Here is a 24,714-nt window from a genome sequence, read left to right on the forward strand (position 1 = left end):
AGTGGTCCTCAGCGTAGCGGAGGTCCCATGTCCTGCAAAGGGTCCGGGAACGGCCCCTCCCGGCAGGGTTAGGCTGTTGCCATGACGGCACATATTGAGCGTGAATTCGATGTCATTGTGATCGGGGCCGGCGCGGTGGGCGAGAACGTGGCCGAGCGCGTGGTGAAGGGCGGCCTGACCGCCGTCATGGTTGAGGCGGAGCTGGTGGGCGGCGAGTGCTCCTACTGGGCCTGCATGCCGTCGAAGGCCTTGCTGCGCCCAGGCACCGCGCTCCACGGCGCCCAGACCGTCCCCGGCGCCGAGGAGGCCGTCACCCGGGTGCTCGACGCCGCCGCCGTGCTGAAGCGGCGGGACTATTTCACGTCCAACTGGCAGGACGACAGCCAGGTCAAGTGGGCCGAGGACACGGGCATCGAGCTGATCCGCGGCCACGGCTGGATCACCGGCCCCCGCCGGGCGGAGGTGGCCGGGCTGGACGGCAACAATTACGCACTGACGGCACGCCATGCCGTCGTGGTGGCCACGGGGTCGCGTCCAAGCATCCCGCCGGTGGAAGGGCTCGCCGACATCGATTTCTGGACCACCCGGGAGGCCACGTCTGCGCAGAACATCCCGGCGCGGCTCGGCGTGCTCGGCGGCGGCGTGGCCGGCACCGAACTCGCCCAGGCCTTCGCGCGGCTCGGGGCGTCCGTAACGCTGGTTGCCCGGGGCGGGCTGCTGGGGGCGTTCCCGGCACCGGCGGCGGAGCTGGTCGAGGCCGGGCTGCGCGCGGACGGCGTCGAACTGCACCTCCACACCGGCACGCAAAGCGTCCACGAGAACGACGACGGCTCCCATACCCTGGAGCTCGAGCGCGGCAGCCGAGTCACGGTCGACAAGCTCCTGGTCGCCACCGGAAGGCACCCCGCAGTCGAAGGAATCGGGCTGGAGAGCGTGGGCCTCGCCGGCGACGACGACGGCGCGCCGCCGCGGCTGCGGACCGACGCGAGCGGGCTCGTCGCAGGAGCCGAGGGCCAGGACGGCGCCCCGTGGCTGTACGCCGTCGGCGATGCCGCGGGCAAGGTCCTGCTGACCCACCAGGGCAAATACGAGGCGCGGGCCACCGGCGACGCGATTGCCGCCCGCGCCGCCGGCACGCTCTCCGGCGAACCCGCGCCCTGGAGCCGCTACGCCCACACGGCCGACGAGCACGCCGTCCCCAACGTCGTCTTCACCGATCCCGAGCTGGCAAATGTGGGCCGCAGCCTGGAACAGGCAAACAAGGACGGCTACCGGGCCACGTCCGTGGAGCTCCCCATCCAGGTGGCAGGCTCCTCGCTGCATTCCGAGCATTACAAGGGCTGGGCCCAGCTCGTGGTCGACGAGGACCGCAGAGTGCTGCTGGGCGCAACGTTCGCCGGCCCCGACGTCGCCGAACTGCTGCATGCGGCAACGATCGCCGTCGTCGGCGAGGTCCCGCTGGACCGGCTCTGGCATGCGGTCCCGTCCTACCCGACCATCAGCGAGGTATGGCTGCGGCTGCTCGAGGAGTACGGCCTCTAAGCCAGAAGTGTCCGTTCGCTCACATCTATTTGAACTGACCGGTCAGTTTAGTTAGCCTTGAAGCAGATCATTTCTGCGAAAGGCTTTCCTTGCTCAGCGTTCAACAGCTCCACGTGAAGGGCCGGCGCGATTACCTGCTCCCGCCGACCTCGCTGCAGGCCGCCCGGGGTGAACTGCTCCTCGTCAGCGGCAAGCGCCAGGACCAGCGGACCGCCCTGGCCCTGACGCTCAGCGGCCGAATGAAGCCCACGGCCGGCGCCATCGACTGGGACGGCGCAACGCGGATCAAGCAGCTGCGGCAGGCCAGCGCCGTCGTCGACGCCCCCGACGTGAACGAACCGGAGCCGCACCTGAGCGTCCGCGACCTCGTCACCGAGGACCTCGCCCTGATCCCCCGCCGCTACCGGGGCGCGCTGCTGAGCACGCCCTGGCTCAAGGTCAACCGCTTCGAGGACATTGCCGGGCGCTGGGCCGAGGAACTTCCCGCGGACCGGCGCCTCGAGCTGCTCACGGCCCTGGCCCTGGCCAACCCGCACACCGACCTGTTGGTGGTCGACTCCCCCGACCGGCACAGCGGCGACCCCGCCGACTGGCTGCCGCGGCTGGCGGAACTGGCGTACGACGCCGGCCGTCCGCTCGCCGTCGTCGCCGTCGTCGGCAGTGTCCCGGCGGACTGGACCGGTCCGGTCGCGGAGATCGGCAACGCCGCCCCGGCGCCCGAACCGGCCGAAGCCCCCCTTATCTCCGAAACCGAGGATGCCCGATGACCGTGCTGCGGCTGGCCCGTTCCGAACTCAAGCGCATGACCGGCGGCCTGCTGCCGAAGCTGACCATCCTGGCGCTGACCCTGGTGCCGCTGCTTTACGGCGCGGTGTACCTGTATGCGAACTGGGATCCCTACGGCAAGCTGAACCAGATCGACGCGGCCCTCGTGGTTGAAGACACCGGTGCCGGCACGGCCGACGGCTCCCGGCTGGAGGCCGGCCGAAAGGTCGCCGACAGCCTGGTGGAGGGCCATGTGTTCAACTGGCAAGCCGTCTCCAGCGCGGAGGCGGCAGATGAGGGCGTGAGCAACGGCAAGTATGCGTTCGCGCTGAAGATCCCCCGCGATTTCTCCGCCAACCTGGTCTCGCCGGGGAGTTTCGACGCCGCCAACCAGGCCATGCTGAACGTCACCACCAACGACGCCAACAACTACCTGCTGAGCACCATCGTGGACAAGCTCACCACCGCTGTCCACGCAAGCGTCGCGAAAGAGGTGGGCGAAGGCACCGCCAACCAGCTCCTCACCGGTTTCGGCACCATCCACACGCAGATGCTCAAGGCCTCCGATGGCGCCCGCGAGCTCGCCGGCGGGGTGTCCTCGCTTCACGACGGCACGGTAACCCTTCACCAGGGCACGGGCTCGCTCCGGAGCGGCGCCGCCGAGTTGGCTGCCGGGCAGCACAAACTACTCGACGGCGCCAACGCCCTCAACAGCGGCGCCGGCCAGCTCGCCGCCGGCCTCGGCCAGCTCACGGACAAGACCGCCACCCTGCCTGCGGACTCGCAGCGGCTGGCCGACGGCGCCGCCCAGGTGGCGGCCGGAAACGCCGCGCTGAACACCAAGTTCCAGGGCATCGCCGGGCAAATGGCCGCGGCGGATCAGGCCGCCGCACAGGCCCAGCGCGCCAAGGTGGCGGAGTCGACCGCTCGCATGGTGGCCTCCGGGCTGATGCTCCAGCCCCAGGCCGACGCCCTGATGGCCGACTACGACGCCCATAACACCCCGGCCCCCTCCGGCGCGGCCGCTGCGCTGAAGGGCGCCGCCGGGCAGATCCAGCAGCTCGCGGACGGCTCGGCAGCCGTCAGCGCGGGCGCCTCACGGCTGGCCGGGGCGACGCCGACCCTCACCGACGCCGTCGGCAAGGCTTCCGCCGGCGCCGACCAGCTCTCCAGCGGCTCCGCGGCCCTGGCCAGCGGGGAGCAGAACGCGGCCGCCGGGGCAGACAAGCTCTCCGACGGCGCGGCTCAGCTCGACGACGGCGCCGCACGGCTTGAGGACGGCTCGGCCACCGCCTCCAACGGCGCCGGCACCCTCGCCGGCGAGCTCGCCAAGGGCGCCGGCAAGGTCCCCAACCCCGGCGACGCGCAAAAGGACAGCCTCGCCAAGGTCATGGCGGACCCGGTGGCCGTCAGCAACGTTTCCCAGGCCAAGGCCGGATCCTACGGTGCCGGGCTGGCGCCGTTCTTCCTCACCCTCGCCCTGTGGATCGGCGTGTTTATGCTGATCCAGGCGATGCGCCCGGTCACCCAGCGCGCGCTGGCGTCCAACGCGCCGGCATGGAAGATCGCCGTCGGGGGCTGGCTGCCGTTCCTGGCCGTCGCCGCCGCACAGGCCAGCCTGCTGACCCTGGTGGTGGATGTGGGGCTGGGCCTTGATCCCGCCCACCCTGTGCTGATGTGGGTCCTGATGCTTGCCGCCGCCATGGCGTTCAGCGCAATCATCCAGGGTGTGGTGGCGCTGCTCGGCTCCCCCGGCAAACTCGTGGTGCTGATCCTGCTGGTGCTGCAGCTGGTCTCCTCCGGGGGCACCTTCCCCTGGCAGACCACGCCGGAACCACTGCACGTGGTCCACCAGCTCCTGCCGATGGGTTACGTGGTCAGCGGCATGCGGCACCTGATCTACGGGGCCGATCTGGCCAGCATCCTGCCCACCATGCTGGGCCTGGTTGGCTACACTTTGCTGGGACTGGCGATGTCCGCCGTCGCCGTCCGGAAGCACAAGTTCTGGACCCTCAAGACCCTGAAGCCGGAGATCGCCCTATGAGCCCCATCAGCGCGGCAACCCCCACCAGCGCGACCGGGGAGTCCGACGCCGACGGCGGCAAGAAGCTCCGGCCCGGACGCACCAACGCCACCAAACAGAAATTGTTCGAGGCGTCGATGGAGCTGATCGGGGAGCGAGGGGCCGCGGGCGTGACGGTGGACGAGATCGCGGCGGCGGCCGGGGTCTCCAAAGGCACGGTGTATTACAACTTCGGCAGCAAATCGGATCTGATCGCGCAACTGTTGCGGCACGGGGTGGACATCCTGATGGCCCGGCTGCTGAGCGTCAGAGACGAATCGGCGGACCCGCTGGTCGCAATGGACGAGATGATCGGCCAGGCCATGGATTTTATGGCCGAATACCCCTCGTTCGCCAGGCTGTGGGTGAGCGAGAACTGGCGGACGCCCAGCGAGTGGCAGGACACCTTCGCGGAGCTCCGCGGCCGGCTCCTCGGCGTGATCGGCGCCGCGATCGAAGCCGTGGCCGCCAAGTACCCCGTGGATCCCGGGGTCTCGCGCGGGAGCCTTGAGACCGCGATTTTCGGGGCGTGCTTTGTGGTGGGGCTGGACCGCCAGACCTACAACCCGGAGCGCACCCGGGCGCAAAGTGTCGCGGCAATCATGGCGACTATGCGTGGCTACGTCGTGAAATAGTCCCGTTCAGGGATGATTGGTCACATGCGCCACATGGGTAAAAGCGGCAAAACTGCTATCGGAGCCTCGTTGGCGGCGCTGGCCCTGCTGGTACTCGCCGGCGCCACCCTGAACGAAACCGTGGGATTGTGGTTCCTGGCCGCCTGCGCCGTGGCCTACGTGGCGTGTGTCGCCGAGGTCGTCATCCGCCGGCGGCACAGGACGCTGCTGGCAAGCGGGGTGGGCAGCATCCTCTTCATCGCCTTCGGCATTGCATTCCTGCGCCAATGGGGCCTGGCGTTCAACCCCGACCCGGAGGCGCTGTCCACCCGCGTGGATGCCGAACATCCGGATCTGTACTTCTACCTCTCGGCGTGCGCCGGCGCGGCGACGCTGCTTTTGCTGCTCGCCGGCACGGTCCTGCCCGGCCGGGGCCCGGCACGGCGCTCCGGCTACCCGTCGCGTCGACCGGCTGCGGCGTCCCGGCGCCCGGCGCCGCGCAGGCCAGCAGCCCGGCCGTCCACCCCGCGTGCCTCGGCGCCCCGCGCTTCCGCACCGAGGGCGGCACCCAGGTCAGCGGCGTCCCGCCCGGCAGCACCTCGTCCTGCCGCGCCCCGGTCCTCAGCCGCACCTCGTTCCGCGGCGCCAAAGCCGGCCGCACCCCGCGCTTCAGCGCCCCGCGCTGCTTCACCCCGGACCTCGGCCGCCCGAACCCCCGCGCCGGCAGCCAAGCGTCCGTCGTCGTCCAAACCGGCGGCAAAGCTGCCGCCGAAGCCCCCGGCCAAGCCCTCCACCCGGCGCTGACGGGCCGTCCGAGGCCCGGGCGCCCGGAGCACCGCGATTGCCACCCCGGCGAGGAGCAACAGCCCGCCCGCCACTTCCGCCGGCGAAGGCACCTCGGACAGCACCAGCCACGCGGTGGTCATCCCCACCACCGGGACCAGCAGCGTGAACGGCACCACGGCGGAGGACGGGTACAGCCCCAGCAGCCGGTTCCAGATGCCGTAGCCCACGAGGGAGCCGAAAGCTGCGGTGTAGACGGCACTGAGGATCGACGCCGGCTGCAGGTCCAGCAGCGCCCCCGACACCGCGCCGGGCCCGTCTACCAGCAGCGAGAGTCCGGCCAGCGGCAGGGGCACCACGGCCCCGGACCACACCACGAGCCCCAGCCCAGAGGCGGCCTTCGCCTTGCGCGCCACAACGTTGCCCGCGGCCCAGGACAGTGCCGCGGCGAGCACAATCAGCAGGGGCAGTAACGGGGCCACCAGGCTCCGGCCCACCGCCACCACGGACAGACCTGCGATCCCCAGCACGACGCCGGCCAACTGCCGGCGGGTGGGCCGCTCGCCAAGGATCCCGGCCGCCAGCAGCACCGTCAGCAGCACCTGCGCCTGCAGCACGAGCGAGGCCAGCCCGGCGGGCATGCCAAGCGCCATCGCCAGGTAGAGCAGCCCGAACTGGCCCGCGCTCATCAGCAGGCCGACACCGATGATGGCCTTCCAGCTCACGTCAGGCTTGCGGATGAAGAAGATGCAGGGAACCACCACCAGGGTGAAGCGCATGGCGACGAACAGGAGCGGCGGCATCTGCGCGCCGCCCCCGGGGTTCAGGCCAAGGTCGATGGCGACGAAGTTGATGCCCCACAGGACCGCAACCAGCAGGGCAAGCGCGGAGTGGCGGGGGGTCATCGCGCGAGCGGCCCCCGCCATTCCGGCGCGTCAGAGATTGCGCGGCCGTTCGCCGTGTGGGCCCTCGGTGTCATGCCGCTCCGCAGCCGTGTCCTCGCGGATCCCGGCGGCACCGCCCGCCTCGGCCGGCCGCTCGCGGCCGGCCCGGTCCCGGCGCAGCTCCTCCTGGGGCGCGGCGTCCGGGTGGCGGGCGTCCAGGTGCTCGGTGTCGTGGTGGCCGGCGTCGCCGCGCTCGGTGACGACGACGTCAGGATCGACTTCGTCGGCCCGGCGAAGCTGGTCCTCGGCGCCGGCGCGGACGGTTTGGGCTTCCTGCTGCGTCCCGCGCGCCTGCATGCGGAGGCGTTCGGCTTCGACTTCGGCTGCCTTCGCGTCGGCTTCCGCCCGGGCCGCCTTCGCCTCGTGCTCCCGCGCGGCAAGCTGGTCGGCTTCCGCTTTTTCGCGCATTTCGGCGGCCCGGTTCCTGTCCGCTTCAGTCTTGCGCTTGCGGCTGAAGTAAATTGCTCCTGCGACGATCGCGAGTACCACCACGACGCCGACGATGATCCCTACGAGCTGTCCTGAATCCACGCTGATCCACCTTTTCCCTCGGTCACTAAGACAACACCGGCAGTAAAAGCAATAACAGCATCAGTAAACAACACAATCAGCACGCAGGCCATCAATCCGGAAGCCCGCTGGCCTGCTATTTTGCCCGCGGCACCTTGAAGTGCGTAAGCCGGGCGTCCTGACCGTCGAGCTCGGCCCACGGCTTCTCCGTCTCGAAGACCGTCAGGCCACTGGTGGGATAGCGGGTGGCCGCATCCATGTAGGCGTCATGGTTGGAGTCCCGGGACGCGAGATGCATGGCCAAGTCCTGCACGCCGGGCATGTGGGAGATCACCATAAGCGTCGTGACCGTGTCCGGAACGTGGTTGATGACCGCCAGCATGCGCAGGGCCGAAGCGCCGTACAGTCCGTCCTCGAGTTTCGGCGTCGGGGCCTTGTCCCCCAGTTCACTGCACACCCAGGTGCAGGTCTGCCTGGTCCGCAGGGCGCTGGAGCACAGGATGAAATCCGGCACCACCCCGTGCTTGAGGAGCCATTTGCCCGCCAGCGGCGCCTCGCGGTGTCCGCGCTCATCCAGCGGCCGCTCATGATCGGCGACGCCGCCGGGCCAGTCGGCCTTGGCGTGCCGCATGAGCACCAGACGTTTGATGTGATGCGCGCTCATGGCTCAATCCTAGTGCGGCCCGGATCCGCCACGGGCGCGCATCACCTCAGTCCCTTCAGTCGTCCAGAACGAAGGTCACCTCGAGCACCACGTGCCAGGCCACGACGGCGCCGTCGCTGATTTCGACCTTCTGCTCCTTCACCCACGCCCCCGTAACATTGCGCAGGGTCTTGTTGGCCCGGTCGACGCCCTCCTTAATGGCGGCATCAAACGAGGTCTTCGAATTGGAGCTCAGGGTAGTAATACGTGCAACAGACATGTTTCCTCCCAATAGTCGGCTCGACGGGACCGAGACTACGCCCGAAGGAAGGAATCACAACAGGGCCAACAGCCGCGGAGGCACGTACTCCGTCGCCCGGACCATCCGAGGCGGCCAAAGCGTGGTGCGAGGGCGCTGTAGCGCAGCGGCACATCCCGAAAGCGCGGCTGGCGGCGTTTTGCGTAGTGCCGCATCGCCGACCGAGGAACGAGGGAGGTGTCTAAGGCACGGCAAAATGCCGCCGGGCGCGCGCGACCACCGTGCCGCGAAAGCGAAAGCGCCCGCCCCCACCAGGGACAGGCGCTTCGCAAATAGGCTAAGGCTAGATGGAGTACTCCGGAGCGGCCCAGACTACGACTTCGGGGTGCTCGTAGAACCGGTACCCCTGGCCGCGCACGGTCCGCACGGTGTTGGCCAGGCGTCCGAGCTTGGAGCGCAGGCGGCGGATGTGCACGTCGATGGTGCGCTCGTTGGGGACCTCTTCGGCATTGCGCCACAGGCCCTCGAGCAGCTCATCGCGGCCCACGGTGCGGGTCCCGTTCTCCACGAGGTAGTTGAGGAGCTCGAATTCCTTGAACGTCAGGTTCAGCGATTCGCCGTCGAGCGCCACTTCACGGCGGGCGAGGTCGATCAGCACACCGGACGGGCGCGGATCCTGCGGCTGCTGGAGCCGGGCGTTCTCGGCGCGCTGGCGGGCGCCGGCGGTCGGATCGCCGAAGGTGGAGCGGACGACGTCGAGCGCGGACCCCGGGGCGGATGCCGGGGCGACGGCGACGGCGGCGTAGCTTTCGGCGCCGGCGACCAGCGACTGGGCGTAGGCGCGGATTTCCTGCGCCAGCTTGGCAATGGAGGTCCCGGCAGCCGCGGCGGTTTCCTCATCGATGCCCATGTAAAGCACAAAGCCGCGGGCCACATTGTCGTTGGGCACGGGGCGGACCGGGCTGCCGGTGCCGGGGGCGATCACCGGAGTCGGCGCGGTGGCCGGGGCCGGCTCGGCGGCGGGGACGGCGCGCAGCTGGCCGTAAGAGTTGGGATTGTAGCCCTGGGCGGCGTAACCGGGGGCGGGGAAGCTGTTGCCTGCTCCCGCGGGGCCGTAGCTCGGGCGGCCGCCAAAGCCCTGGCGAAGGCCGGATGCCTGGCCGGCCTTGTTGGCGTTACGGACGGAGATGTGGACGTATCCGGATGCAACTGACATGGAATGCTTACCTCAATGTGAATGGCCGTCATCGCGGCTCGAATGCTTAAGTTCCCCGCAATGAGAACTGGGGAGGGGCGCCCGACGCTGGGCTGGGAGCGAATGCCTAGAAACGTTCTGGGGTGGAGAAGTTAGGCGTGCATTCGACAACAGCGCATCTCGGTACCAGCTGGTGCGCTGATCCAGGAAGCTGCGGCTGCAGGTGCTGTTGAGTTCTTGTTCACATTTGAAGTGTGCAACGTAACAATAAGAACTAGCAAGTAACAATGGACCCCAAAGTCCGCATTGTGAGACAAAACGGGAGTTTGTAGCGCAAGTCACAATTCTGGCGAGTCAAGGAAGTGTGCTTTGTTATTGCCGAACGAACGGTCGGTTCCCGGGTTCTGTCGAAGATTATTCGCCACGTCACCTCGTCGGCCGGAAATCGTTCACGGTAAGGCGCGGCAGCAAAATCAGGGGCCCTGGACGCCCACGCCTTTCCCGTCCGCGGGCCGGACAAGGGCCAAATCCGGCGGACCGACTGGTCCAGCTCGCTAAGCTGTGATTCACAGCTGGCGCACAGGATCCCCAAAGCCATCCCCTACTGCCGGATTGGAGAGTTGTCGCATGGCCACCTCGCACTCCATGACCAACAACTTGCCCCACCTCACGCACCCGGACGGCTCCCCCATCCGCGCCCTGGTGGTGGATGACGAACCCAGCCTCTCGGAGCTCATGAGCATGGGGCTGAGGATGGCCGGCTGGTCCGTGGCCGTGGCGGCGGACGGTCCGACGGCGGTGAAACTCGCCAAAGAGTTCCGGCCGGACGTGCTTGTCCTGGACGTTATGCTCCCCGGCTTCGACGGCGTCGAACTGCTGGGCCGGATCCGGGCCTTCGCGCCGGAGGTCCCCGCGTTGTTCCTGACCGCCAAGGACGCCGTCCAGGACCGGATCACCGGCCTGGCAGCGGGCGGCGACGACTACGTGACCAAGCCGTTCAGCATGGAAGAGGTCCTGCTGCGGCTGCACCGGCTGGTCCAGCGCTCCGGCGTCGCGGCCATGGACACCGCCGAGCTCGTTGTCGGGGACCTCGTCTTGAACGTGGACACCCGGGAAGTGACCCGCGCCGGGGAGGAACTTCATCTGACCGCCACCCAGTTCGAACTGCTGCGCTACCTAATGGAAAACCCCAAACGCGTGGTCAGCAAGGCGCAGATCCTGGACCGCGTTTGGGACTACGATTTCGGCGGCCAGGCCAACATCGTGGAGCTCTACATCTCCTACCTCCGCAAAAAGGTCGACGCGGTCCACCCGCCGATGATCCACACCGTGCGCGGCGCCGGGTATGTCCTGAAACCGGCGGACTAGTCCGTGGCAACTCCCGCCCGAGACTCCGGCACCGGCCGGGACTGGCGCAGCCCGTCCACTTGGCACCTGCGCACACGACTGGTCCTGCTCGCCATGGCCCTGCTCGTTGCGATCTGCGGCGCCGTCGGGCTGGTCAGCTACGCCTCGATGGATCTGTTCCTGACGAAACAGCTGGACTCCCAGCTGGACCAGGCCTCCGAACGGGCGCGGGAGTTCGGCCGTCCCGGCCCCGGCAACGGCGAGGGGCGCCGGGATCCGCTGGAAGCACGCGGCCAGGCGGTGGGCACCCTCAACGCCCGGATCCTCGGAGACGCCGTCACCAGCGCCGGCTTCCTCGCCGACGACGCCACCCGGAAGGCGCTCTCCGCCGACGACGCCGGCGTCCTGCTGGCGCTCACCCCCGGCGCACTCCCCGTTGACCGGACCCTGTCCAGCGGCGCCTACCGGCTGGTCGCGGCGCAGACACCGTACGGCGATGTGATCGTTACCGGCCTGCCCCTGAAGGACAAACAGAACACGCTGGCTTCACTGGTCTGGACGATGGTCCTGGTCTCCGCCGGCGGGCTGGTGGTGATCGGGCTGGCCGGAACGGCGCTGATCCGGCGGACCATGAAACCGCTGGAGCACCTGTCCGAGGTGGCCACCAAGGTCTCCCGCCTCCCGCTCGACGCCGGCGAGGTTGCCCTGGCGGTGCGGGTGCCGGAGGCGGCCGCCAATCCCGGCACGGAGGTGGGCAGCGTGGGCTATGCCCTGAACCAGATGCTGGACAACGTTTCCAGCGCGCTGGAGGCGCGGCAGCAGAGCGAGATGAAGGTGCGGCAGTTCGTTGCCGACGCGTCCCACGAGCTGCGGACCCCGCTGACGGCCATCCGCGGCTACACGGAGCTGATGCGTATGACCGAGCACTTCACCCCGGACGGCCAGAAATCCCTCGCCCGCGTGCAGAGCCAGTCGGAACGGATGACCACCCTTGTGGAAGACCTGCTCCTGCTTGCCCGCCTCGACGAGGGCCAGCCGCTGAAGTTCAGCGACGTGGACCTCTCGCAGCTCGCGATCGAGACGGTCAGCGACGAGAAGGTCATGGCCCCGGACCGCCTCTGGCAGCTGGAGCTCGCCGAGGAGCCCGTAGTGGTGCGGGGTGACGCCGCCCAGCTGCACCAGGTGCTGGCGAACCTGCTCTCCAACGCGCGCAAGCACACCGAACCCGGCACCACCGTGACCACGGGGGTGAAGTGCGCCGACGACGGCAGCGCGATCGTCACGGTGACGGACAACGGCACCGGAATTGCCCCCGAATTCGTGGACCGGGTGTTCCGCCGCTTTGCCCGGGCCGACGCGTCCCGCCGGAACCCTGTCACGGCCGCGGCACCCGTCGTCGCAGTTCCGGCGCCGGAACCGGCCCCGGCGAGGGTGCGCGGCGGAGCCGCCGCCCCCTTGACCTCCCCTGTTCCGGCCGCGACGGCGGAGGGCACCAGCGGCCTGGGGCTGTCCATTGTGCAGGCCATTGTCGAAGCCCACGGCGGCACCGTCGCTGTCACGTCCCGGCCCGGCCGCACGCAGTTCACCGTCCGCCTCCCCGCGCCATCTGCGGCGGGATAGTAGGAGCGAGCAACCACGCCGCCAGCCGTGGCCGCCGTTACCTAAATGTGACTTTCGCGGGAAAGTCCGGTACCGTTCTAGAGTGCGGCCATCGACCTGGCCGCATATCCGGTTTGACGCCAAACTCTGCCGCTTCCCGGATTCCGATGGATTAGGCAGAGGCGGGGGACCCAGAGTTCCCGGGCATTCTCCATCCATGCACCCTTGGGGTTAAGCCGCCACGTTGAGATTCCGTGCGGCCGGATTTTTGCATCCGAACCCGACAGCTAACTCCGTAGGCGTTGAGAGGCAAACATGACTGAATTCAAGGTACCCATGCGCCCAGAAGGCGCTAAACAGACAGCTGAAGCCGACGTCGCGCGCCACCGCGCCGAGCCGGCCAAGCGCACGGCCCTGTCCCGGATTGGCTTCGGCCCCGGCACCAAGGGCAAGCGCGCCGCCGTGGTAGCCACCGCCCTCGCGGTCCTGCTGGGCGCAGGCGCCGCGGGCCAGGCTTCCAACACCTCGGCCCACACGGAGGCCGCGTCCAAGGACGCGTCGTTGCAGAAGCTGGAGTTCGAACAGGTCGGCAGCAACTCCCCGGCCTCCCCCTCCACCGGCACCGTGGACGCCAAGGCCTCCGAGGTCAAGCCGGCCGAGGCCCCGGCGCCCCCGGCCCCGCCCGCGCCGGCCGCGCCGGCCGCTCCCGCTCCCGCCGCGGCCCCGGTGCAGCCGGTCGCCATCGACGATCCCGCCGGCGCGCAGGCCTATGCCGCCGCGCAGCTGCCCGCCCACGGCTGGGCCGCCAGCGAAATGCAGTGCCTGCAGAAGCTGTGGACCAAGGAGTCCGACTGGAAGACCACCGCCACGAACCCCAGCAGCGGCGCCTACGGCGTGGTCCAGTCCCTGCCTGCCGAGAAGATGGCAAGCGCCGGCGCGGACTACCGCACCAACTACCGGACCCAGATCAACTGGGGCCTGAAGTACGTGCAGGACCGCTACGGCTCGCCGTGCGGCGCCCTGAACTTCCACTACGCGAACAACTGGTACTAAGAAGCCGCCACCCGGGCCCCGGCGGAAAGCGATGCCCCGGATTCAATGAATCCGGGGCCTCGCGTGCGCCTGCCCCCGCGGCGGCCGGGCCGCCTGGCAGCGGCCGCCCTGGCGGGTTACGCGTTCGGCCGGTCGGGGAGGTACTGCACCCCCCATTTGTTGCCGTCGGGATCCGCGAAGTAGACAAAGTGCCCCCAGTCCTGGACATCGATGTCGCTGACGTCCACACCGTTGTCCTTAAGCTGCTTATGGGCGGCCTCGATGTCGTTGACCACCAGCTGGAGGCCCGGGGCGGTGCCGGGCGGGGCATCGTTGAGACCCTCGCCGATCGCAATCGAGCAGCCGGAGCCCGGCGGGGTCAGCTGGACGAAGCGGATGCCTTCTGAGGGGCGCTCGTCGTAGTCTGCGTTGAAGCCCACCTGATTGACGTAGAAATCCTTGGCCCGGTCCACGTCGGATACCGGGACAAACACGAGTTCAAGTTTCCAGTCCATGGGCACAGGCTAGTCCCGGGCGCTGTCCGCCGGAACCCCTGACCGGCCGCGGAGCTAGCCTGCGATGCCGTAGAGGCGGTCGCCGGCGTCGCCCAGGCCGGGGACAATGTAGGACTTCTCGTTGAGCTTCTCGTCGATCGAGGCCAGCACAATCGTCACGTTGGCCTCCGAGAGTTCCTCTTCCAGCTTGGCCAGGCCCTCCGGGGCGGCCAGCAGGCAGATGCACGTGACGTCCGAGGCGCCGCGTTTGAACAGGAACTTGATGGCTTCACGCAAGGTGCCGCCGGTGGCCAGCATGGGGTCCAGGACGAAGATCTGGCGGTCCGTCAGGTCCTCGGGGAGGCGCTCGGCGTAGGTGATGATGTCCAGGGTCTCTTCGTCCCGGGCCATGCCCAGGAAGCCGACCTCGGCCGTGGGGACCAGTTTGGTCATGCCCTCGAGCATGCCGAGACCGGCGCGCAGGATCGGGACCACCAGCGGGGTGGGCTTGGTGAACGCCGTGCCGATCGTGGTGCTGACCGGCGTCTCGATGGTCACGGGTTCGGTGCGGACGTCGCGGGTTGCCTCGTAGGCAAGGAGCGTGACGAGCTCCTCAGTGAGCTGGCGGAAGACCGGGGACGGGGTGTTCTTGTCCCGCAGAACGGTGAGCTTATGGGCGACCAGCGGGTGGTCCACAACGAGAGTGCGCATGGGTCAAAACTATCACCCGGACGTGGAGGACCGTCCCGCCGGACCGGGGGTATCGGCGTCGCCCGTTCCGCCGCGAAGGCTGCTCTCTGGGGCGGGGTCGCGCAGGTGGGCCTCGTTGTCGAATGTCGGTGCGGGGCCGGTGTGTTCCCGGTGCCTCAGCACATGGAAGAGCCGGTGGGCCAGGATCACGATCCCCACCCAGCCCAGCCCGATCACCCAGCCGATGATCACGTCGGTCATCCAGTGGTGGCCCAGGTAGACCCGGCTCATGCCCATGGCGAAGATGAAGATCGCACCGGCTGTGATGAAGCCGACCCGGGCGAGCGTGCGTCTCACCTGCAGGCAGGCGAGGTAGACCACCAGCCCGATCACCACGGTGGTGTTCAGGGTGTGGCCGCTGGGGAACGACGGCGAGGTCTCGTAGGGCGGCACCGCGTCGACGTGGTCGGGACGCGTCCGGCCGATCAGTTTCTTGCCGAGGGACGTGGCGGTGACCGACACGGCGGCGGCGCCTCCGATCAGGATCAGCGGCCGCCAGGTCCGGGAGACCCAGATCAGCCACGCCGTCAGGATGCTGGCCAGGATCGGCATGCCGATGCCGCCGCCGATGTTGGTGAAGCCGGTGACGAAGGAGTCCAGGCCCGGACTGCGCAGCTGCTCCATGTAGGAGAGCATCGGCTTGTCCAGGTTGGCCAGGCCCGCGTCGTCCACGACGTTGTCATAGACCTCCGCGCTGGTGAGCGCCAGGGCGACAATGACGATGCCGCCGATCAGCATCGTGATCCACAGCGCGGCGTACGGCACCACCCACTTGCCCCAGCGCCGCATCAGCCAGCTTTCAGTCCTGGTGCTCACTGCTGTCTCCCGACTTCCCGGTGCACTTTGATGGTGCACAGCCTGCTTAGGATCGAAACTACCATTGACCCATGACTACTCCCGAGCCCCGGCATGCGGAATGGATGGGCCTGGCCCTCGCCGAGGCGCGCCGGGCGCTGGCCACCGCGGACGTGCCGATCGGCGCCGTCGTGATCGGCCCGGACGGGTCGGTGCTCGGCACTGGACGCAACGAGCGGGAAGCGCTCGGGGATCCGACGGCGCACGCCGAAATGGTGGCCATCCGCGAGGCAGCGGCCCGGCTGCGCGCCCGCCGCGCCCTTGAAGGCCTGGGCGACGACGGCTGGCGGCTGGAGGACTGCACCCTGGTGGTGACGCTGGAGCCGTGCGCCATGTGCGCCGGCGCCGTGGTGCTGGCCCGGATTCCGCGGGTGGTTTTCGGTGCCTGGGATGAGAAGGCCGGGGCCGCCGGCTCCGTATTCGACATCCTGCGCGAACGCCGGCTCAACCACTGGGTGGAGGTGTACGGCGGCGTCCGTGAGCAGGAGTGCGGTGCGCTGCTGCGGGACTTCTTCGCCGGCCACCGTGGCGCCTGAGGCTACCGCTCCGCGGTAGCCGTGGTGGAGGCCCGCAGCGCGTCGATCCGTTTCTGCCGGGACGACGGCGAATCCAGGCTGAAGGCCCGGAAGTCGCCCAGGTCCTCCTTGATCCAGGCCTCCACCTCGGCGATCCGCCGGGCCACAGCCGGTGTGGTCGCACCGAACACCCAGGCGGCGATCCGTTCCTGACCGGGGTCGTACTGCCACAGCCCGATGATCCGGCCGCGGTCAAGGATGGGATGGTCCGGCAGGTCTGCCTGCAGCGCGAGCCGGCCCAGCGCTTGTTTGTCCCGGTCCTGGTCCGCCAGCAACTCCGCCGCGTTCCGGCGCAGCAGCACCAGTGAATCGGTCCCGGCGAGCAGCTGGATTTGTTCTTCGGCAGGTTCCTCGAAGGCGGCGAGGCGTTCGACGTCGTCGGGCAGCATCCAGAGCGGGTCCCCGCCGACGGCGGTGGCGACCTCGACGGCGCCGAGGGCGGCGAGCGCGGCTTTGCTCTGCGCGACGGTGAAGCCGGTGAACCACTGCGACTGCTTGAACGTGGCCCCTCCCGTCCAGCCGAGGTAGCGCCGGATCAGTTCGGCACGGATCTCCTCGTCGCTGAGATCGCTGGGTGCCAAGTTCCAGGGTTCATAGGCGTAGCGCTGCTGGTCGAGCCGGCCGGTGGCGGGGACACGGCGGATCCGCCCCTCCGCCTGCAGGATGCCGAGCGCGGTGGGCAGCGTGGTGGCAGCGCCCTTCTTTTTGCCCTCCTCGCCGAGGCTGCGCACCGAATCGCCGAGTTCGTCCTTAAGCTGCCGCGGGTCCAGCGGGACGCCCGCTTCTGCCAGGACGTGCAGCACCTGCTCCTCGAGCAGCGCGATCTCGCCGCGGTCCACCCCGAGCCGGCCCACCACCTTGAAGGTTGCCTCGGCCGGATCCCGTCCCAGCCGCAGTGCCCAGGCGAAGTCGTCCCGGCCGAGCACGTAGGTGCAGCCGCGCGCCGTCGGGAGTTCCAGGATCCGGTGGGCCTGGACGTCGGCGTCCACCTGCGCGCGCCGGATGCCGGCCCGGGCGAAGAGAGTGAGGTACGGGTTGGCGCCGCCCACGGACCGTGCCCAGCCGGCCCGGGCGAGGACCTGTTCGGCCGTGCACCCGGCCAGCGAGCCGTCCAGGCCTTGCCGGTGCCACGACCAGGCGCGGAGCCGCCCGGGGGTGAGGCTCGCGGCGGGTGGCAGCTGCACGGTCATCGGCTCGGTGGTCATGGGGTCATTCTCCACCAGGAGTTGCCGTTTTGGGCCGTGGCATCGACAACGACTGCGGGCCGGCGGGGTGGGGCTGGGGCTCAATTCCGAGGATCGCCAGGACGGCCCGCGCCGTGGCGTCCCAGCCGGGGAGGTGCTTCCGCGCGGCGATTGCGGCGTCCCGCCACTGCGCGCGGAGGGCAGGTTCGGTGAGCCAGCGGCGGAGCACGGCGGCCAGCGGGGCCGGGTCTTCGGCGAGTGCGACGGCGGTGCCTGGCAGTGCGGTGGTGCCGGCGGCGCTTTCGGCGACGGCGCTGCCCGCGGCCGCCGCAGGGGTTCCTGCGGCGAGCGCCTCGACGGCGCCGGTGCCCTGCCGCACGATCACGGGAATGCCCCGGGCCAGGGATTCGGTGACCACCAGCCCGTAGGTTTCGGCCCGCGAGATCAGCAGGCTGAGGTTGGCGGCGGCCCATTCGGCGTCCAGTGCGGCGCCGCGCAGCTCCCCCGGAAAGCGGACGCGCTCAGCCAGGGCCAGCCGCTCCATTTCCCGCCGGAGCAGGGCGGCGTAGGCCGGGTCCGCCGTGTCCGAGCCGGCGAAGGACGCCGTCCAGGGCAGGTCCGTGAGTCCGGCCAGGGCTCGCAGCAAGAAAAGCTGGTCCTTGTTGGGCAGCAGCGCCGCCACCACGAGGAGGTGCGGCGGCTGGGAGCCTGCGGCGGGCGGGGCGGGCGCGGTGCCCGGCAACGCAACGGTGATCCCGTCGATTCCGCCAATCCCGTGCCGCCGGCGCAGGTCCGCCGCGGCCGAGCCGCTGGTGCAGATCACCCCGGCGGCGGCCTGCAGGGCGCGGCGCTCCAGCTCCGGGTGCGTGCCGAGCGGCATGTGCAGCAGGATCCAGGCCGGCATCCCCGCCGAGGCCGCCGCTTCCAGCTCATCCGGCGCCCCGGACGCCACCATGCCGTCCACAAGGGTGACCCTGCCGCCGTCGGCGTCGGTCAGCAACCGGCCGAACCGCCGCCGTTCATTCGGGCCGCCGACCGGCCAGTCGCCGTCAACCTCGCAGGCCTCCGCCGCCACGCCGAGGGCCGCGACGGTGCGCAGCAGTGCGGAGTTGTAGGCGTTGCCGCCCGAGTTGTGGCGCACGTTGCCTGGCAGCACCAGGCGGAGGGCGGCCGGTTCCACGGGCTGCTAGCCGGCGTCGAATTCGAGGGAGTAGCTGGCCCAGGCGTCCGGGGTTTCGCGCAGCGTGACGTCGAGGCCGGCGAGCGCCTGCCCGTCGGTACCGACGCGGATCTTGGCGGCGACGGCATCGGCGATGTACTCGGCCAGAGCCTCGGTGGTGCTGAGCTTGCCGGCGAAGTCCGGGTGCTCGTCCAGGTTCTTGTAGTTCAGGTCCGAGAGGACGGCATCCAGCACCTCGCCGGCCTCGCCGATGTCCAGCACGATCGAATCCCCGTTCAGCGTCCGACGCCGGAAGGTCACCTCCGTGACGAAGGTGGCTCCGTGCAGTCCCTGGGCCGGGCCGAAGGCCGGGCGCGGCAGGCTGTGGGCGATCATAAAATTGCGGCGGACGGTCAGGCTGAACACGGTTTACCTCGTGGTTTCTGTTGCTGGGGCATCGGCGGCGGGGTATTCGATGACGTGGCAGAGCGCGTCGAGACTGCCGTCGGCGAGGCGCTGGACGACGTCGGGCAGATCGCTGAAGGCGGACGTGCCGGTGAGGAAGGTGTCGAAGACCGGGTCGGCCAGCAGCGAGACGGCCAGCTCGAGCCGGTCCGCGGTGGTGCGGCGGTGCCGGCGGGCGCGGGCCACGACGCCCACCTGGCTGGCGCGGATGGAGAGCCTCCGGGCGTGGAAGTCCTCCCCCAGCGGCAGGGTGATCCGGCGGTCCGCGTACCAGGACATCTCGATGATCTCGCCCTCGTCGCCCACCAGTTGCAGGGCGCGTTCGAGACCGGCCTGCGAGGCGGAGCAGTGGATCACGATGTCGCAGTCTGCCAGTGCGTCGTCGGGGTGGCAGAAGTCGACGCCGAGGGTATCGGCGAAGGCGCGCTTGGCGGGGTCGACGTCGATCAGCTGGAACCTGCCGAGCGGGAAGGACCCGAGGAACTTGGCCACCATGCCGCCGACGAGCCCCGCGCCGATGACGGCAACCCGGTCGCCGAGCCGCGGCCCGGCTTCCCAGAGGGCGTTGACCGCGGTTTCCACGGTGCCGGTGAGCACCGCGCGGCGGGCCGGGACGTTCGCCGGGACAATCGTGAGCGACTCGACCGGGACGACGTAGCGGTCCTGGTGCGGGTGGAGGCAGAAGACGGTCTTGCCCACCCAGTCCGCGGGGCCGTCCTCGACGACGCCGACGGAGAGGTAGCCGAACTTCACCGGCGACGGGAAGTGGCCTTCCTGGTGGGGGGCGGCCATTTCCTCGGCGATGCATTCGGGCACGCGGGCGTGGTGCACCACCATCTCGGTGCCCTTGCTGATGCCGGAGTAGAGCGCGCGCACGAGGGCATCGCCGGGACCGGGCGCCGGCAGTTCCTCGCGCCGGAGTTCGCCCTGCTCCGGGCCGACGGTCCAGTAGGCGGTTGCGGTTGCCTGGTTGGGGCTGGTCGAGGTGCTCATCTTGCTTCCGAATCTAGTGCCGCTGGCGGGCCTGGGGAAGCTTCGGCCCTGCGGGGCGGGGCGGGGCTGGCGCCGTCGAGGCGCCGTTTTGGGGTTGGGCGCCTTGCTCCGGTACCCTAGTCAGGTTGGTGACGTGTCCGAGCGGCCGAAGGTGCAACACTCGAAATGTTGTTTGGTGTAAAAGCCAACGTGGGTTCAAATCCCACCGTCACCGCCAATGAAAACCCCCGGGAAACCGGGGGTTTTCTGCATTCTGCCGAGCTTTCGCTCATCGCCGGTGGTTGCAAGTGGTGGCAGCCGGAGCCGTCATCCTGATGGCTGGCGGGGAAAGCTGAGCTCCACGGGAGCCGCCATGAGAATATCGTCCCGGGCGATGCCTAGAACCGTGGGCTGGATCCCTGCTGCCGGCCAAGCAACAGCCAAAGCAACCTCTGCAGGTACCGGATCGGGCACTCTGAACCAGTAGGAGATGTCCCATCGGCCCATGCCACCGCCGCCGGATTCGACTTCGACCGGAACCCGCACAGCTTCATCACCCGGGCTTTCCGCGCCTTTAAGGAGGACTTCAACGACGAAACCTCCGGGAACAGGCTCCGGACGCGGAACTTTTTGTGCGCCTGGACCATTCAACGGCAGATCACGAGCGCTGAAGATCTGAAGCGTGAAGTAGAGCGCCCCGGGAAGGGCCTGCATGGCCCTGAGAGCTATCACCGCGTTTTCCCCCTCGGCGAGGGTGACGTCATAACCCGCTAAGGGTGCCGAGAGCACCATGCGCGGGAAGGCTGCGGACGAGCCGCCAGGATCCTCTGTTTGGGCATTCATGGAAAGCTCCGAACCTGGTTAGTAGAAACTTTTCGTGTCATGCAGCGGCATGCGCCGCGACTTCGCCCGGCAGGCTTCGCTGTGTCCACTAGGCGTACACAGAGCTGCAACCAGACTCTGGCAAAGAGTAACTGAAGGGGATCCTGCCGGGGCGCCGGATGGACGCAGCCCGAGTCGCGATTATGACGACGGCTTCGCGAGGTTGGTTGACGCCGGTTCAGCCCCCGGGCCAAACTGGCGTCGTGAGCGAAGCGGAAAAAGAAGTCATTATCCGTGCAGTCATCGATCGCCTGTCGGCCCGTTTTCCGGAGGCGCCCCGGCCGCACATCGCCGGCATCGTCGGCGAGGAGTACGAATCTTTGGCGGACGGCCGAATCAGGAGCTACATCCCCACCCTTATTGAGAATGGCGCCAGAAATCGGCTCCATCGGGAATTCACCGCAGAGCCCTCCGGTCACCTCTTCTAATACCCTCAGCGGCTCCCTTGTGCGCTAGCGGGGATAGTGGTCCCAGGCCCGGAGGCGGCGGAGAAGGCTGCGTTTCTTCTGTGTGTGGTCTTTCATGCGGCCCAGGATGCCAGCGAGCATGGTGATGGCCTCGTTGATATACGGGCCCTTGTTGAGCATCACGCATTCGGCGCGCTGGGCCATCGCGGCGTCGGTCACTTCGGCCCGGGACGGCTGACCGGTGCGGGCCAGGGTGTCCAGCACCTGGGTCGCCCAGATCACCGGTATGTGGGCGGCCTCGCAGAGCCAGAGAATTTCCTCCTGGACCTCTGCGAGCCGTTCGAATCCTGCCTCCACGGCGAGGTCGCCGCGGGCGATCATGACGCCGACGTCGGCCCACTTCATCAATTCCAGGAGGATTTCCGGCAGCGCTTCAAACGCGGCCACCGTCTCGATCTTGAGCATGATGTCCAGGTTCCGGTCCGCTTCCGAGTCCAGGTGTCTCAGCAGGTCCCGGACGTCGGCGTCGCTGCGAACAAAGGACATGCTGACGATGTCGGCCAGTTCTTTGACGTGTTCGAGATCGACTAGGTCCTGCTCCGTCAGTGCCGGGACTGTGAGGCGCGTGTCGGGAAGATTGATTCCCTTTTCAGCCCGGAGCCGGGAGCCCCGTGGAGCCGCGGAGACAATCTTCGCTGTCAGCTCGCCGTCCCTGACGTCGGTGATCACCCCGCCAATTTTTCCGTCGTCAAACCAGATCCTTTCCCCGGGATTCGCGTTCACGAAGACGCCCGGGAGGGTACAGCCTATTTGGTGAAGGCCTTCGGTGTGGCTGTCGGCGGGAGTCAGGTCACTGCTGAGGATGACCGTGTCACCCCGGTGGATCATGAGGCTCTGCTCAAGTGCGGGCAGATCGCCGACAACTGTGGACGGCCACTCTTCGCGGCGGGTCTTCCTTTCGGCCGAAGGCTCAGGAACTGCGTGGAGCCTGGTTCCGGGGATGAAGTAGCTGGTGTCGTGGAGGGCTGCCAGGCACCCGTCCGGCCCGCCCTGTTTCTCCACGACGAGCGTGCGGCCTGCTCCTCTGGCATCGTCGAAGACTATCTTTTGGCCTTCGCGCAGGGCCGCCGCCCAGTTCTCGTCCAGCACGGGAATCCCCGGAACCGCCGGACTCGCCCCCGTCTGCTTTCCAAGCCATACGTGGGCTGGCGCCGTCACCGCGCCGGTATCGTTCCGGACCGGCTTGACGCGCAAGACACAGGGGCCCGGGCGGACCGGTCCGGTCCGAAGCTTAGGCCCGGCTAGATCCATCGAGACCAGGCATCGCCCGCCCGTGGATTCTTCCGCGGCATGGATGTTAGCGACCATTTTCCGCCATCGCTCCGGGGTGTCGTGGGCGCAGTTGATGCGGGCCAGGTCCATACCCCGTTCCATCATGCCCAGGACGATGTTCGGGTCCGTGGCGGCTTCGCTGGGCAGCGTGACCATAATCCTCGTGCCTCGGTCCTCCGGTTCCGGCCCCAGGAGGTTTACGGCGTTTCGGGCAAGCAGCCCTTCACCGTCGAGGGGATCCGTCGCTGCGTGAGGCAGGTCAGTCGGGGCCACCAGCCGCGCCAAAGTCCTCGCCAGCGTGCCGACACCATTCAGGACAGCCGATTCGGTGCGCCCCAATGAGGAGAGTCCGTGCTTCGCCAGCGCTGATTGGAGGTCCCGAATGTCATGCCTGCGCAGCTCCGCGTAGTGAACGAGGTTCCTCGCGCTGTCGCGGTGGCGGGGAAGTACCGCCGCAATCCTTTCACTCTGCCGTCTTTCGGCGTGCCTGAGGTTTCGTTGCAGCCGGGATACATCCTCCAGCAATGCGCGGAGTTCCTGGATCTCAGAGTCCATCACGATGATCCTTTCCGGCCACGGCGGCGGCATGGCCAGTGGGGTAAGACACAAGTCTCGGACTGTTCTTCCGGGTGGGATTAGCTATTCGGTATGTCCGGCTTGTGAATCCGAAACGAGGAGCCGGGGACTATGTCCAGCGGAGCCGCCCGGGCGGGGATGTGCGCCACACTTGGTGGAACCGGGAACGGGCTTCGGCGCCGCGCTGTTGTTCCAGGGCATGGAGTCGGCCAAAGGTGAAACCGTCTCCTCCGCTGGCCTCCGCTGGGGGCGTTGCGGCAAGGGACCGGAGCTTCTCCCGGACGATGACGCTGTCCTGGTGTTCGCCCAGAATGGTCTGGATTCTTTCGGCGGCGCGGGCCATCTTGGCGGCCTGCTTCCCAAAGGTCGGGACGGCAGCTTCTGCCGCGTAACGGAGGCGTTTCGCGCTCTTGCGGACTTCATGGAGCGCTGCGTCGGCGGTCTCGGCGTCGGACACACTTCGGAGGTTCTTCACCGCCCCTTTGAGACGCCGTCGTTCTGCGTTGACGAGCCGGCCGATCCTCGCCTGGGCCTTCTTGTGCGCCGCTCCGGCCAGCGGAGGGGACGTGAGGAAGCCGTCGAGCGCATCGAGGAGCCGGAAGTATCGGTCGCTGTCCAGAGCAGCCTGGCCCTCGGCTAAAGCAGCCTCGTAGGCGCCGCCGAGCGTGTCCTCCAGATGTTGTTTCGCGTGGTCCGTGACGAGATCCGAAGGTTCGGCGTCGAGCTCCTCATTGAGGTGAGCGCGCATGACTTCCAGATCCCGGGCCTCCCCCACCGTGCCGGCGAGCCATTGAAGTTCTTCCCGCAGAAGCTGTGCAGTTCCCGTGTTTGTCAGCTTGCGGAAACTCGCCAGCACCGATCGCATCCGGCGGGCGGCCACGCGGAGCTGGTGCACGGCGTCGGGGGCCGCTCGCCGGACTCCGAGGTCGTGCTTCTTGAGCGCCTCGACCTGCTCGCGCAGGTAGGCGAGCAGCACCGCCGAGGCCGGACCCTTGCGAGCCGGTCTAGGTACTGGCGGACCGTCCGCCGGGTAGCGGCTGCCCAGGGCGCGGGCCAGTTTTGAGGGCAGTTGTGCGGGCCGATGGCCCAGCACGGCCAACACCGTCTCCGTGGTGTCCAACAGCTTCCGCCGCCCATCGACCAGCTCGATCTCCCATTCCCGCCATGCCGCAACTTCGACCGGCTCCAGGAGGATCGTCGATTCCACCCGGTCATCGCTGAATTCAGCCAGAACCGTGCCGTCAGCGGAGAGCAGGGACATCGGCGTGCGGCGGGTCTTCACGTGGGCGATGGGAGCCAGTTCCAGGTTTCGGGTGTGGACCAGCACCAGAGACCTCAATCGCCGGGGCACCGTGTCCGGATCCTCGTTCAGGGGTTCCGTGATCTCAAGCCGCTCGTCTCCGGCCACCGGCAGTTTCAGATGCCAGCCGGCGTCCTTGCCCCCGGTGCGGCGGCGCAGGGTGATGCGCCGTGCCGCGAGGGCCAGGGTTGCCGTGTCGAAATAGACCGCGTCGAGTTTCTGATCCCCGGTGCTTTGAACGCTGTCCACCCCTGGAATCGACGTAAAAACCGGCAGCTCATCTGATTCGCCGACATCGAATTTTCGTTCAACTTCGGCTTTTTCGGTCCCGGCCATGTCTCATGGTAGGCCCGCAAGGAATTCCAAGGGCCGTGTCCAAAGGCCCTTGAAACATGAGCCGATTCGGCGCGCATTCTCCAGCTTTAGGGGGCGGCCATCAGCGATCCACACGCCAGGACACGCATCGAA

General features: G+C 68.5%; 24 protein-coding genes, 1 tRNA gene, 1 pseudogene and 1 riboswitch. Of the genes and pseudogenes, 10 read left to right on the plus strand and 16 right to left on the minus strand.

The features are described 5' to 3' along the window. The first annotated feature begins 81 nt into the window (after positions 1-81). From AC6I9V_RS05855 to AC6I9V_RS05870, 4 genes are all read left to right on the plus strand, one after another. The gene (locus tag AC6I9V_RS05855) at positions 82-1,542 is read left to right on the plus strand and encodes a dihydrolipoyl dehydrogenase family protein (protein ID WP_497898673.1); all 1,461 of its coding nucleotides are present in this window, start codon (positions 82-84) and stop codon (positions 1,540-1,542) included. 89 nt (positions 1,543-1,631) lie between these two features. Next, positions 1,632-2,309 carry an ABC transporter ATP-binding protein gene (locus tag AC6I9V_RS05860; protein WP_497898674.1) on the plus strand — a complete coding sequence of 226 codons (678 nt, stop codon included), beginning with the start codon at positions 1,632-1,634 and terminating at the stop codon, positions 2,307-2,309. Then, on the plus strand, positions 2,306-4,351 hold the full coding sequence (locus tag AC6I9V_RS05865; protein ID WP_497898675.1) for a YhgE/Pip family protein: 2,046 nt from the start codon (positions 2,306-2,308) through the stop codon (positions 4,349-4,351). Before AC6I9V_RS05860 ends, AC6I9V_RS05865 begins: the two co-directional genes overlap by 4 nt. Continuing rightward, the gene (locus AC6I9V_RS05870) at positions 4,348-5,004 is read left to right on the plus strand and encodes a TetR/AcrR family transcriptional regulator (RefSeq protein ID WP_497898676.1); all 657 of its coding nucleotides are present in this window, start codon (positions 4,348-4,350) and stop codon (positions 5,002-5,004) included. Before AC6I9V_RS05865 ends, AC6I9V_RS05870 begins: the two co-directional genes overlap by 4 nt. 6 nt (positions 5,005-5,010) lie before the next feature. Here AC6I9V_RS05870 and AC6I9V_RS05875 read toward each other — a convergent pair whose 3' ends face one another. The 6 genes and pseudogenes from AC6I9V_RS05875 to AC6I9V_RS05900 form a co-directional block, all read right to left on the minus strand. Beyond that, on the minus strand, positions 5,011-5,331 hold the full coding sequence (locus AC6I9V_RS05875; protein WP_497898677.1) for a hypothetical protein: 321 nt from the start codon (positions 5,329-5,331) through the stop codon (positions 5,011-5,013). Between the two features lie 344 nt (positions 5,332-5,675). Beyond that, a pseudogene (locus AC6I9V_RS05880) lies at positions 5,676-6,671 on the minus strand (EamA family transporter); the annotation flags it as partial. Between the two features lie 30 nt (positions 6,672-6,701). Further along, the gene (locus AC6I9V_RS05885; RefSeq protein WP_497898678.1) at positions 6,702-7,241 is read right to left on the minus strand and encodes a hypothetical protein; all 540 of its coding nucleotides are present in this window, start codon (positions 7,239-7,241) and stop codon (positions 6,702-6,704) included. Between the two features lie 115 nt (positions 7,242-7,356). Continuing rightward, positions 7,357-7,884: a SixA phosphatase family protein gene (locus AC6I9V_RS05890; protein WP_497898679.1), complete on the minus strand. Its 528-nt coding sequence runs from the start codon at positions 7,882-7,884 to the stop codon at positions 7,357-7,359. 55 nt (positions 7,885-7,939) lie between these two features. Then, complete coding sequence (locus tag AC6I9V_RS05895; protein WP_146335814.1) at positions 7,940-8,143, minus strand: dodecin family protein; 204 nt, start codon at positions 8,141-8,143, stop codon at positions 7,940-7,942. A gap of 322 nt (positions 8,144-8,465) precedes the next feature. After that, a complete protein-coding gene (locus AC6I9V_RS05900; protein WP_497898680.1) occupies positions 8,466-9,338 on the minus strand; it encodes a winged helix-turn-helix domain-containing protein in 873 nt (290 codons plus the stop codon). A gap of 606 nt (positions 9,339-9,944) precedes the next feature. Here AC6I9V_RS05900 and AC6I9V_RS05905 point away from each other — a divergent pair. The 3 genes from AC6I9V_RS05905 to AC6I9V_RS05915 all read left to right on the plus strand — a co-directional run bounded on the left by AC6I9V_RS05905 (position 9,945) and on the right by AC6I9V_RS05915 (position 13,316). Then, positions 9,945-10,685 carry a response regulator transcription factor gene (locus tag AC6I9V_RS05905; protein ID WP_349413797.1) on the plus strand — a complete coding sequence of 247 codons (741 nt, stop codon included), beginning with the start codon at positions 9,945-9,947 and terminating at the stop codon, positions 10,683-10,685. 3 nt (positions 10,686-10,688) lie between these two features. Then, a complete protein-coding gene (locus tag AC6I9V_RS05910) occupies positions 10,689-12,284 on the plus strand; it encodes a sensor histidine kinase (protein ID WP_497898681.1) in 1,596 nt (531 codons plus the stop codon). A gap of 107 nt (positions 12,285-12,391) precedes the next feature. Then, positions 12,392-12,580, plus strand: a riboswitch (cyclic di-AMP (ydaO/yuaA leader). Then, positions 12,579-13,316, plus strand: coding sequence for an aggregation-promoting factor C-terminal-like domain-containing protein (locus AC6I9V_RS05915; RefSeq protein ID WP_497898682.1), 738 nt, complete (start codon positions 12,579-12,581; stop codon positions 13,314-13,316). It overlaps the preceding riboswitch by 2 nt. Positions 13,317-13,432: 116 nt before the next feature. Here AC6I9V_RS05915 and AC6I9V_RS05920 read toward each other — a convergent pair whose 3' ends face one another. The 3 genes from AC6I9V_RS05920 to AC6I9V_RS05930 are packed head-to-tail and all read right to left on the minus strand — an operon-like array spanning position 13,433 to position 15,328. Next, complete coding sequence (locus AC6I9V_RS05920; protein WP_349413800.1) at positions 13,433-13,810, minus strand: glyoxalase superfamily protein; 378 nt, start codon at positions 13,808-13,810, stop codon at positions 13,433-13,435. A gap of 54 nt (positions 13,811-13,864) precedes the next feature. Continuing rightward, on the minus strand, positions 13,865-14,500 hold the full coding sequence (gene upp, locus AC6I9V_RS05925) for a uracil phosphoribosyltransferase (RefSeq protein ID WP_091255877.1): 636 nt from the start codon (positions 14,498-14,500) through the stop codon (positions 13,865-13,867). Between the two features lie 12 nt (positions 14,501-14,512). Next, entirely contained in the window at positions 14,513-15,328 is an 816-nt protein-coding gene (locus AC6I9V_RS05930) for a phosphatase PAP2 family protein (protein ID WP_349413827.1), read from the minus strand. 98 nt (positions 15,329-15,426) lie between these two features. Here AC6I9V_RS05930 and AC6I9V_RS05935 point away from each other — a divergent pair, with 98 nt between their 5' ends. Continuing rightward, on the plus strand, positions 15,427-15,930 hold the full coding sequence (locus tag AC6I9V_RS05935; RefSeq protein WP_497898683.1) for a nucleoside deaminase: 504 nt from the start codon (positions 15,427-15,429) through the stop codon (positions 15,928-15,930). A 2-nt stretch (positions 15,931-15,932) separates the two neighbouring features. Here AC6I9V_RS05935 and AC6I9V_RS05940 read toward each other — a convergent pair whose 3' ends face one another. Genes AC6I9V_RS05940 through AC6I9V_RS05955 form a run of 4 tightly spaced genes read right to left on the minus strand, consistent with a single transcriptional unit; the run spans position 15,933 to position 19,770 of the window. Continuing rightward, on the minus strand, positions 15,933-17,174 hold the full coding sequence (locus AC6I9V_RS05940) for a DNA glycosylase AlkZ-like family protein (RefSeq protein ID WP_497898684.1): 1,242 nt from the start codon (positions 17,172-17,174) through the stop codon (positions 15,933-15,935). A 4-nt stretch (positions 17,175-17,178) separates the two neighbouring features. Next, the gene (locus tag AC6I9V_RS05945) at positions 17,179-18,333 is read right to left on the minus strand and encodes a glycosyltransferase (protein WP_497898685.1); all 1,155 of its coding nucleotides are present in this window, start codon (positions 18,331-18,333) and stop codon (positions 17,179-17,181) included. A 6-nt stretch (positions 18,334-18,339) separates the two neighbouring features. Beyond that, on the minus strand, positions 18,340-18,738 hold the full coding sequence (locus tag AC6I9V_RS05950; protein ID WP_497898686.1) for a 6-pyruvoyl trahydropterin synthase family protein: 399 nt from the start codon (positions 18,736-18,738) through the stop codon (positions 18,340-18,342). A 3-nt stretch (positions 18,739-18,741) separates the two neighbouring features. Then, positions 18,742-19,770, minus strand: coding sequence for a zinc-dependent alcohol dehydrogenase (locus tag AC6I9V_RS05955; protein WP_497898687.1), 1,029 nt, complete (start codon positions 19,768-19,770; stop codon positions 18,742-18,744). 127 nt (positions 19,771-19,897) lie between these two features. On the opposite strand from AC6I9V_RS05955, the gene AC6I9V_RS05960 reads away from it, so the two are divergent. Then, a tRNA-Ser gene (locus AC6I9V_RS05960) sits at positions 19,898-19,987 on the plus strand. A gap of 89 nt (positions 19,988-20,076) precedes the next feature. On the opposite strand, the gene AC6I9V_RS05965 is transcribed toward AC6I9V_RS05960, so the two are convergent. Continuing rightward, a complete protein-coding gene (locus AC6I9V_RS05965) occupies positions 20,077-20,592 on the minus strand; it encodes a hypothetical protein (protein ID WP_497898688.1) in 516 nt (171 codons plus the stop codon). Between the two features lie 242 nt (positions 20,593-20,834). Here AC6I9V_RS05965 and AC6I9V_RS05970 point away from each other — a divergent pair, with 242 nt between their 5' ends. After that, the gene (locus AC6I9V_RS05970) at positions 20,835-21,059 is read left to right on the plus strand and encodes a three-helix bundle dimerization domain-containing protein (protein ID WP_497898689.1); all 225 of its coding nucleotides are present in this window, start codon (positions 20,835-20,837) and stop codon (positions 21,057-21,059) included. Positions 21,060-21,083: 24 nt separating this feature from the next. Here AC6I9V_RS05970 and AC6I9V_RS05975 read toward each other — a convergent pair whose 3' ends face one another. Together AC6I9V_RS05975 and AC6I9V_RS05980 are read right to left on the minus strand one after the other, a co-directional pair. Further along, a complete protein-coding gene (locus AC6I9V_RS05975) occupies positions 21,084-22,958 on the minus strand; it encodes a pyruvate kinase (RefSeq protein ID WP_497900267.1) in 1,875 nt (624 codons plus the stop codon). A 97-nt stretch (positions 22,959-23,055) separates the two neighbouring features. Next, positions 23,056-24,582 carry a CYTH and CHAD domain-containing protein gene (locus AC6I9V_RS05980; protein ID WP_497898690.1) on the minus strand — a complete coding sequence of 509 codons (1,527 nt, stop codon included), beginning with the start codon at positions 24,580-24,582 and terminating at the stop codon, positions 23,056-23,058. Positions 24,583-24,714: the final 132 nt, after the last annotated feature.

Source organism: Arthrobacter sp. SlRoot2-15, assembly GCF_059739345.1.

Bases quoted from the DNA above. Each gene is read 5' to 3' on its own strand.
- AC6I9V_RS05865 (WP_497898675.1), top strand. From the start codon at position 2,306: ATGACCGTGCTGCGGCTGGCCCGTTCCGAACTCAAGCGCATGACCGGC.
- AC6I9V_RS05895 (WP_146335814.1), bottom strand. From the start codon at position 8,143: ATGTCTGTTGCACGTATTACTACCCTGAGCTCCAATTCGAAGACCTCG.
- AC6I9V_RS05930 (WP_349413827.1), bottom strand. From the start codon at position 15,328: ATGCGGCGCTGGGGCAAGTGGGTGGTGCCGTACGCCGCGCTGTGGATC.
- AC6I9V_RS05940 (WP_497898684.1), bottom strand. From the start codon at position 17,174: ATGACCACCGAGCCGATGACCGTGCAGCTGCCACCCGCCGCGAGCCTC.
- AC6I9V_RS05890 (WP_497898679.1), bottom strand. From the start codon at position 7,884: ATGAGCGCGCATCACATCAAACGTCTGGTGCTCATGCGGCACGCCAAG.
- AC6I9V_RS05980 (WP_497898690.1), bottom strand. From the start codon at position 24,582: ATGGCCGGGACCGAAAAAGCCGAAGTTGAACGAAAATTCGATGTCGGC.
- upp (WP_091255877.1), bottom strand. From the start codon at position 14,500: ATGCGCACTCTCGTTGTGGACCACCCGCTGGTCGCCCATAAGCTCACC.
- AC6I9V_RS05870 (WP_497898676.1), top strand. From the start codon at position 4,348: ATGAGCCCCATCAGCGCGGCAACCCCCACCAGCGCGACCGGGGAGTCC.
- AC6I9V_RS05905 (WP_349413797.1), top strand. From the start codon at position 9,945: ATGGCCACCTCGCACTCCATGACCAACAACTTGCCCCACCTCACGCAC.
- AC6I9V_RS05935 (WP_497898683.1), top strand. From the start codon at position 15,427: ATGACTACTCCCGAGCCCCGGCATGCGGAATGGATGGGCCTGGCCCTC.
- AC6I9V_RS05965 (WP_497898688.1), bottom strand. From the start codon at position 20,592: ATGAATGCCCAAACAGAGGATCCTGGCGGCTCGTCCGCAGCCTTCCCG.
- AC6I9V_RS05975 (WP_497900267.1), bottom strand. From the start codon at position 22,958: ATGCCGCCGCCGTGGCCGGAAAGGATCATCGTGATGGACTCTGAGATC.
- AC6I9V_RS05955 (WP_497898687.1), bottom strand. From the start codon at position 19,770: ATGAGCACCTCGACCAGCCCCAACCAGGCAACCGCAACCGCCTACTGG.
- AC6I9V_RS05900 (WP_497898680.1), bottom strand. From the start codon at position 9,338: ATGTCAGTTGCATCCGGATACGTCCACATCTCCGTCCGTAACGCCAAC.
- AC6I9V_RS05875 (WP_497898677.1), bottom strand. From the start codon at position 5,331: ATGTTCGGCATCCACGCGGGTGGACAGCGCCTCCGGGTCGGGGTTGAA.
- AC6I9V_RS05920 (WP_349413800.1), bottom strand. From the start codon at position 13,810: ATGGACTGGAAACTTGAACTCGTGTTTGTCCCGGTATCCGACGTGGAC.
- AC6I9V_RS05915 (WP_497898682.1), top strand. From the start codon at position 12,579: ATGACTGAATTCAAGGTACCCATGCGCCCAGAAGGCGCTAAACAGACA.
- AC6I9V_RS05855 (WP_497898673.1), top strand. From the start codon at position 82: ATGACGGCACATATTGAGCGTGAATTCGATGTCATTGTGATCGGGGCC.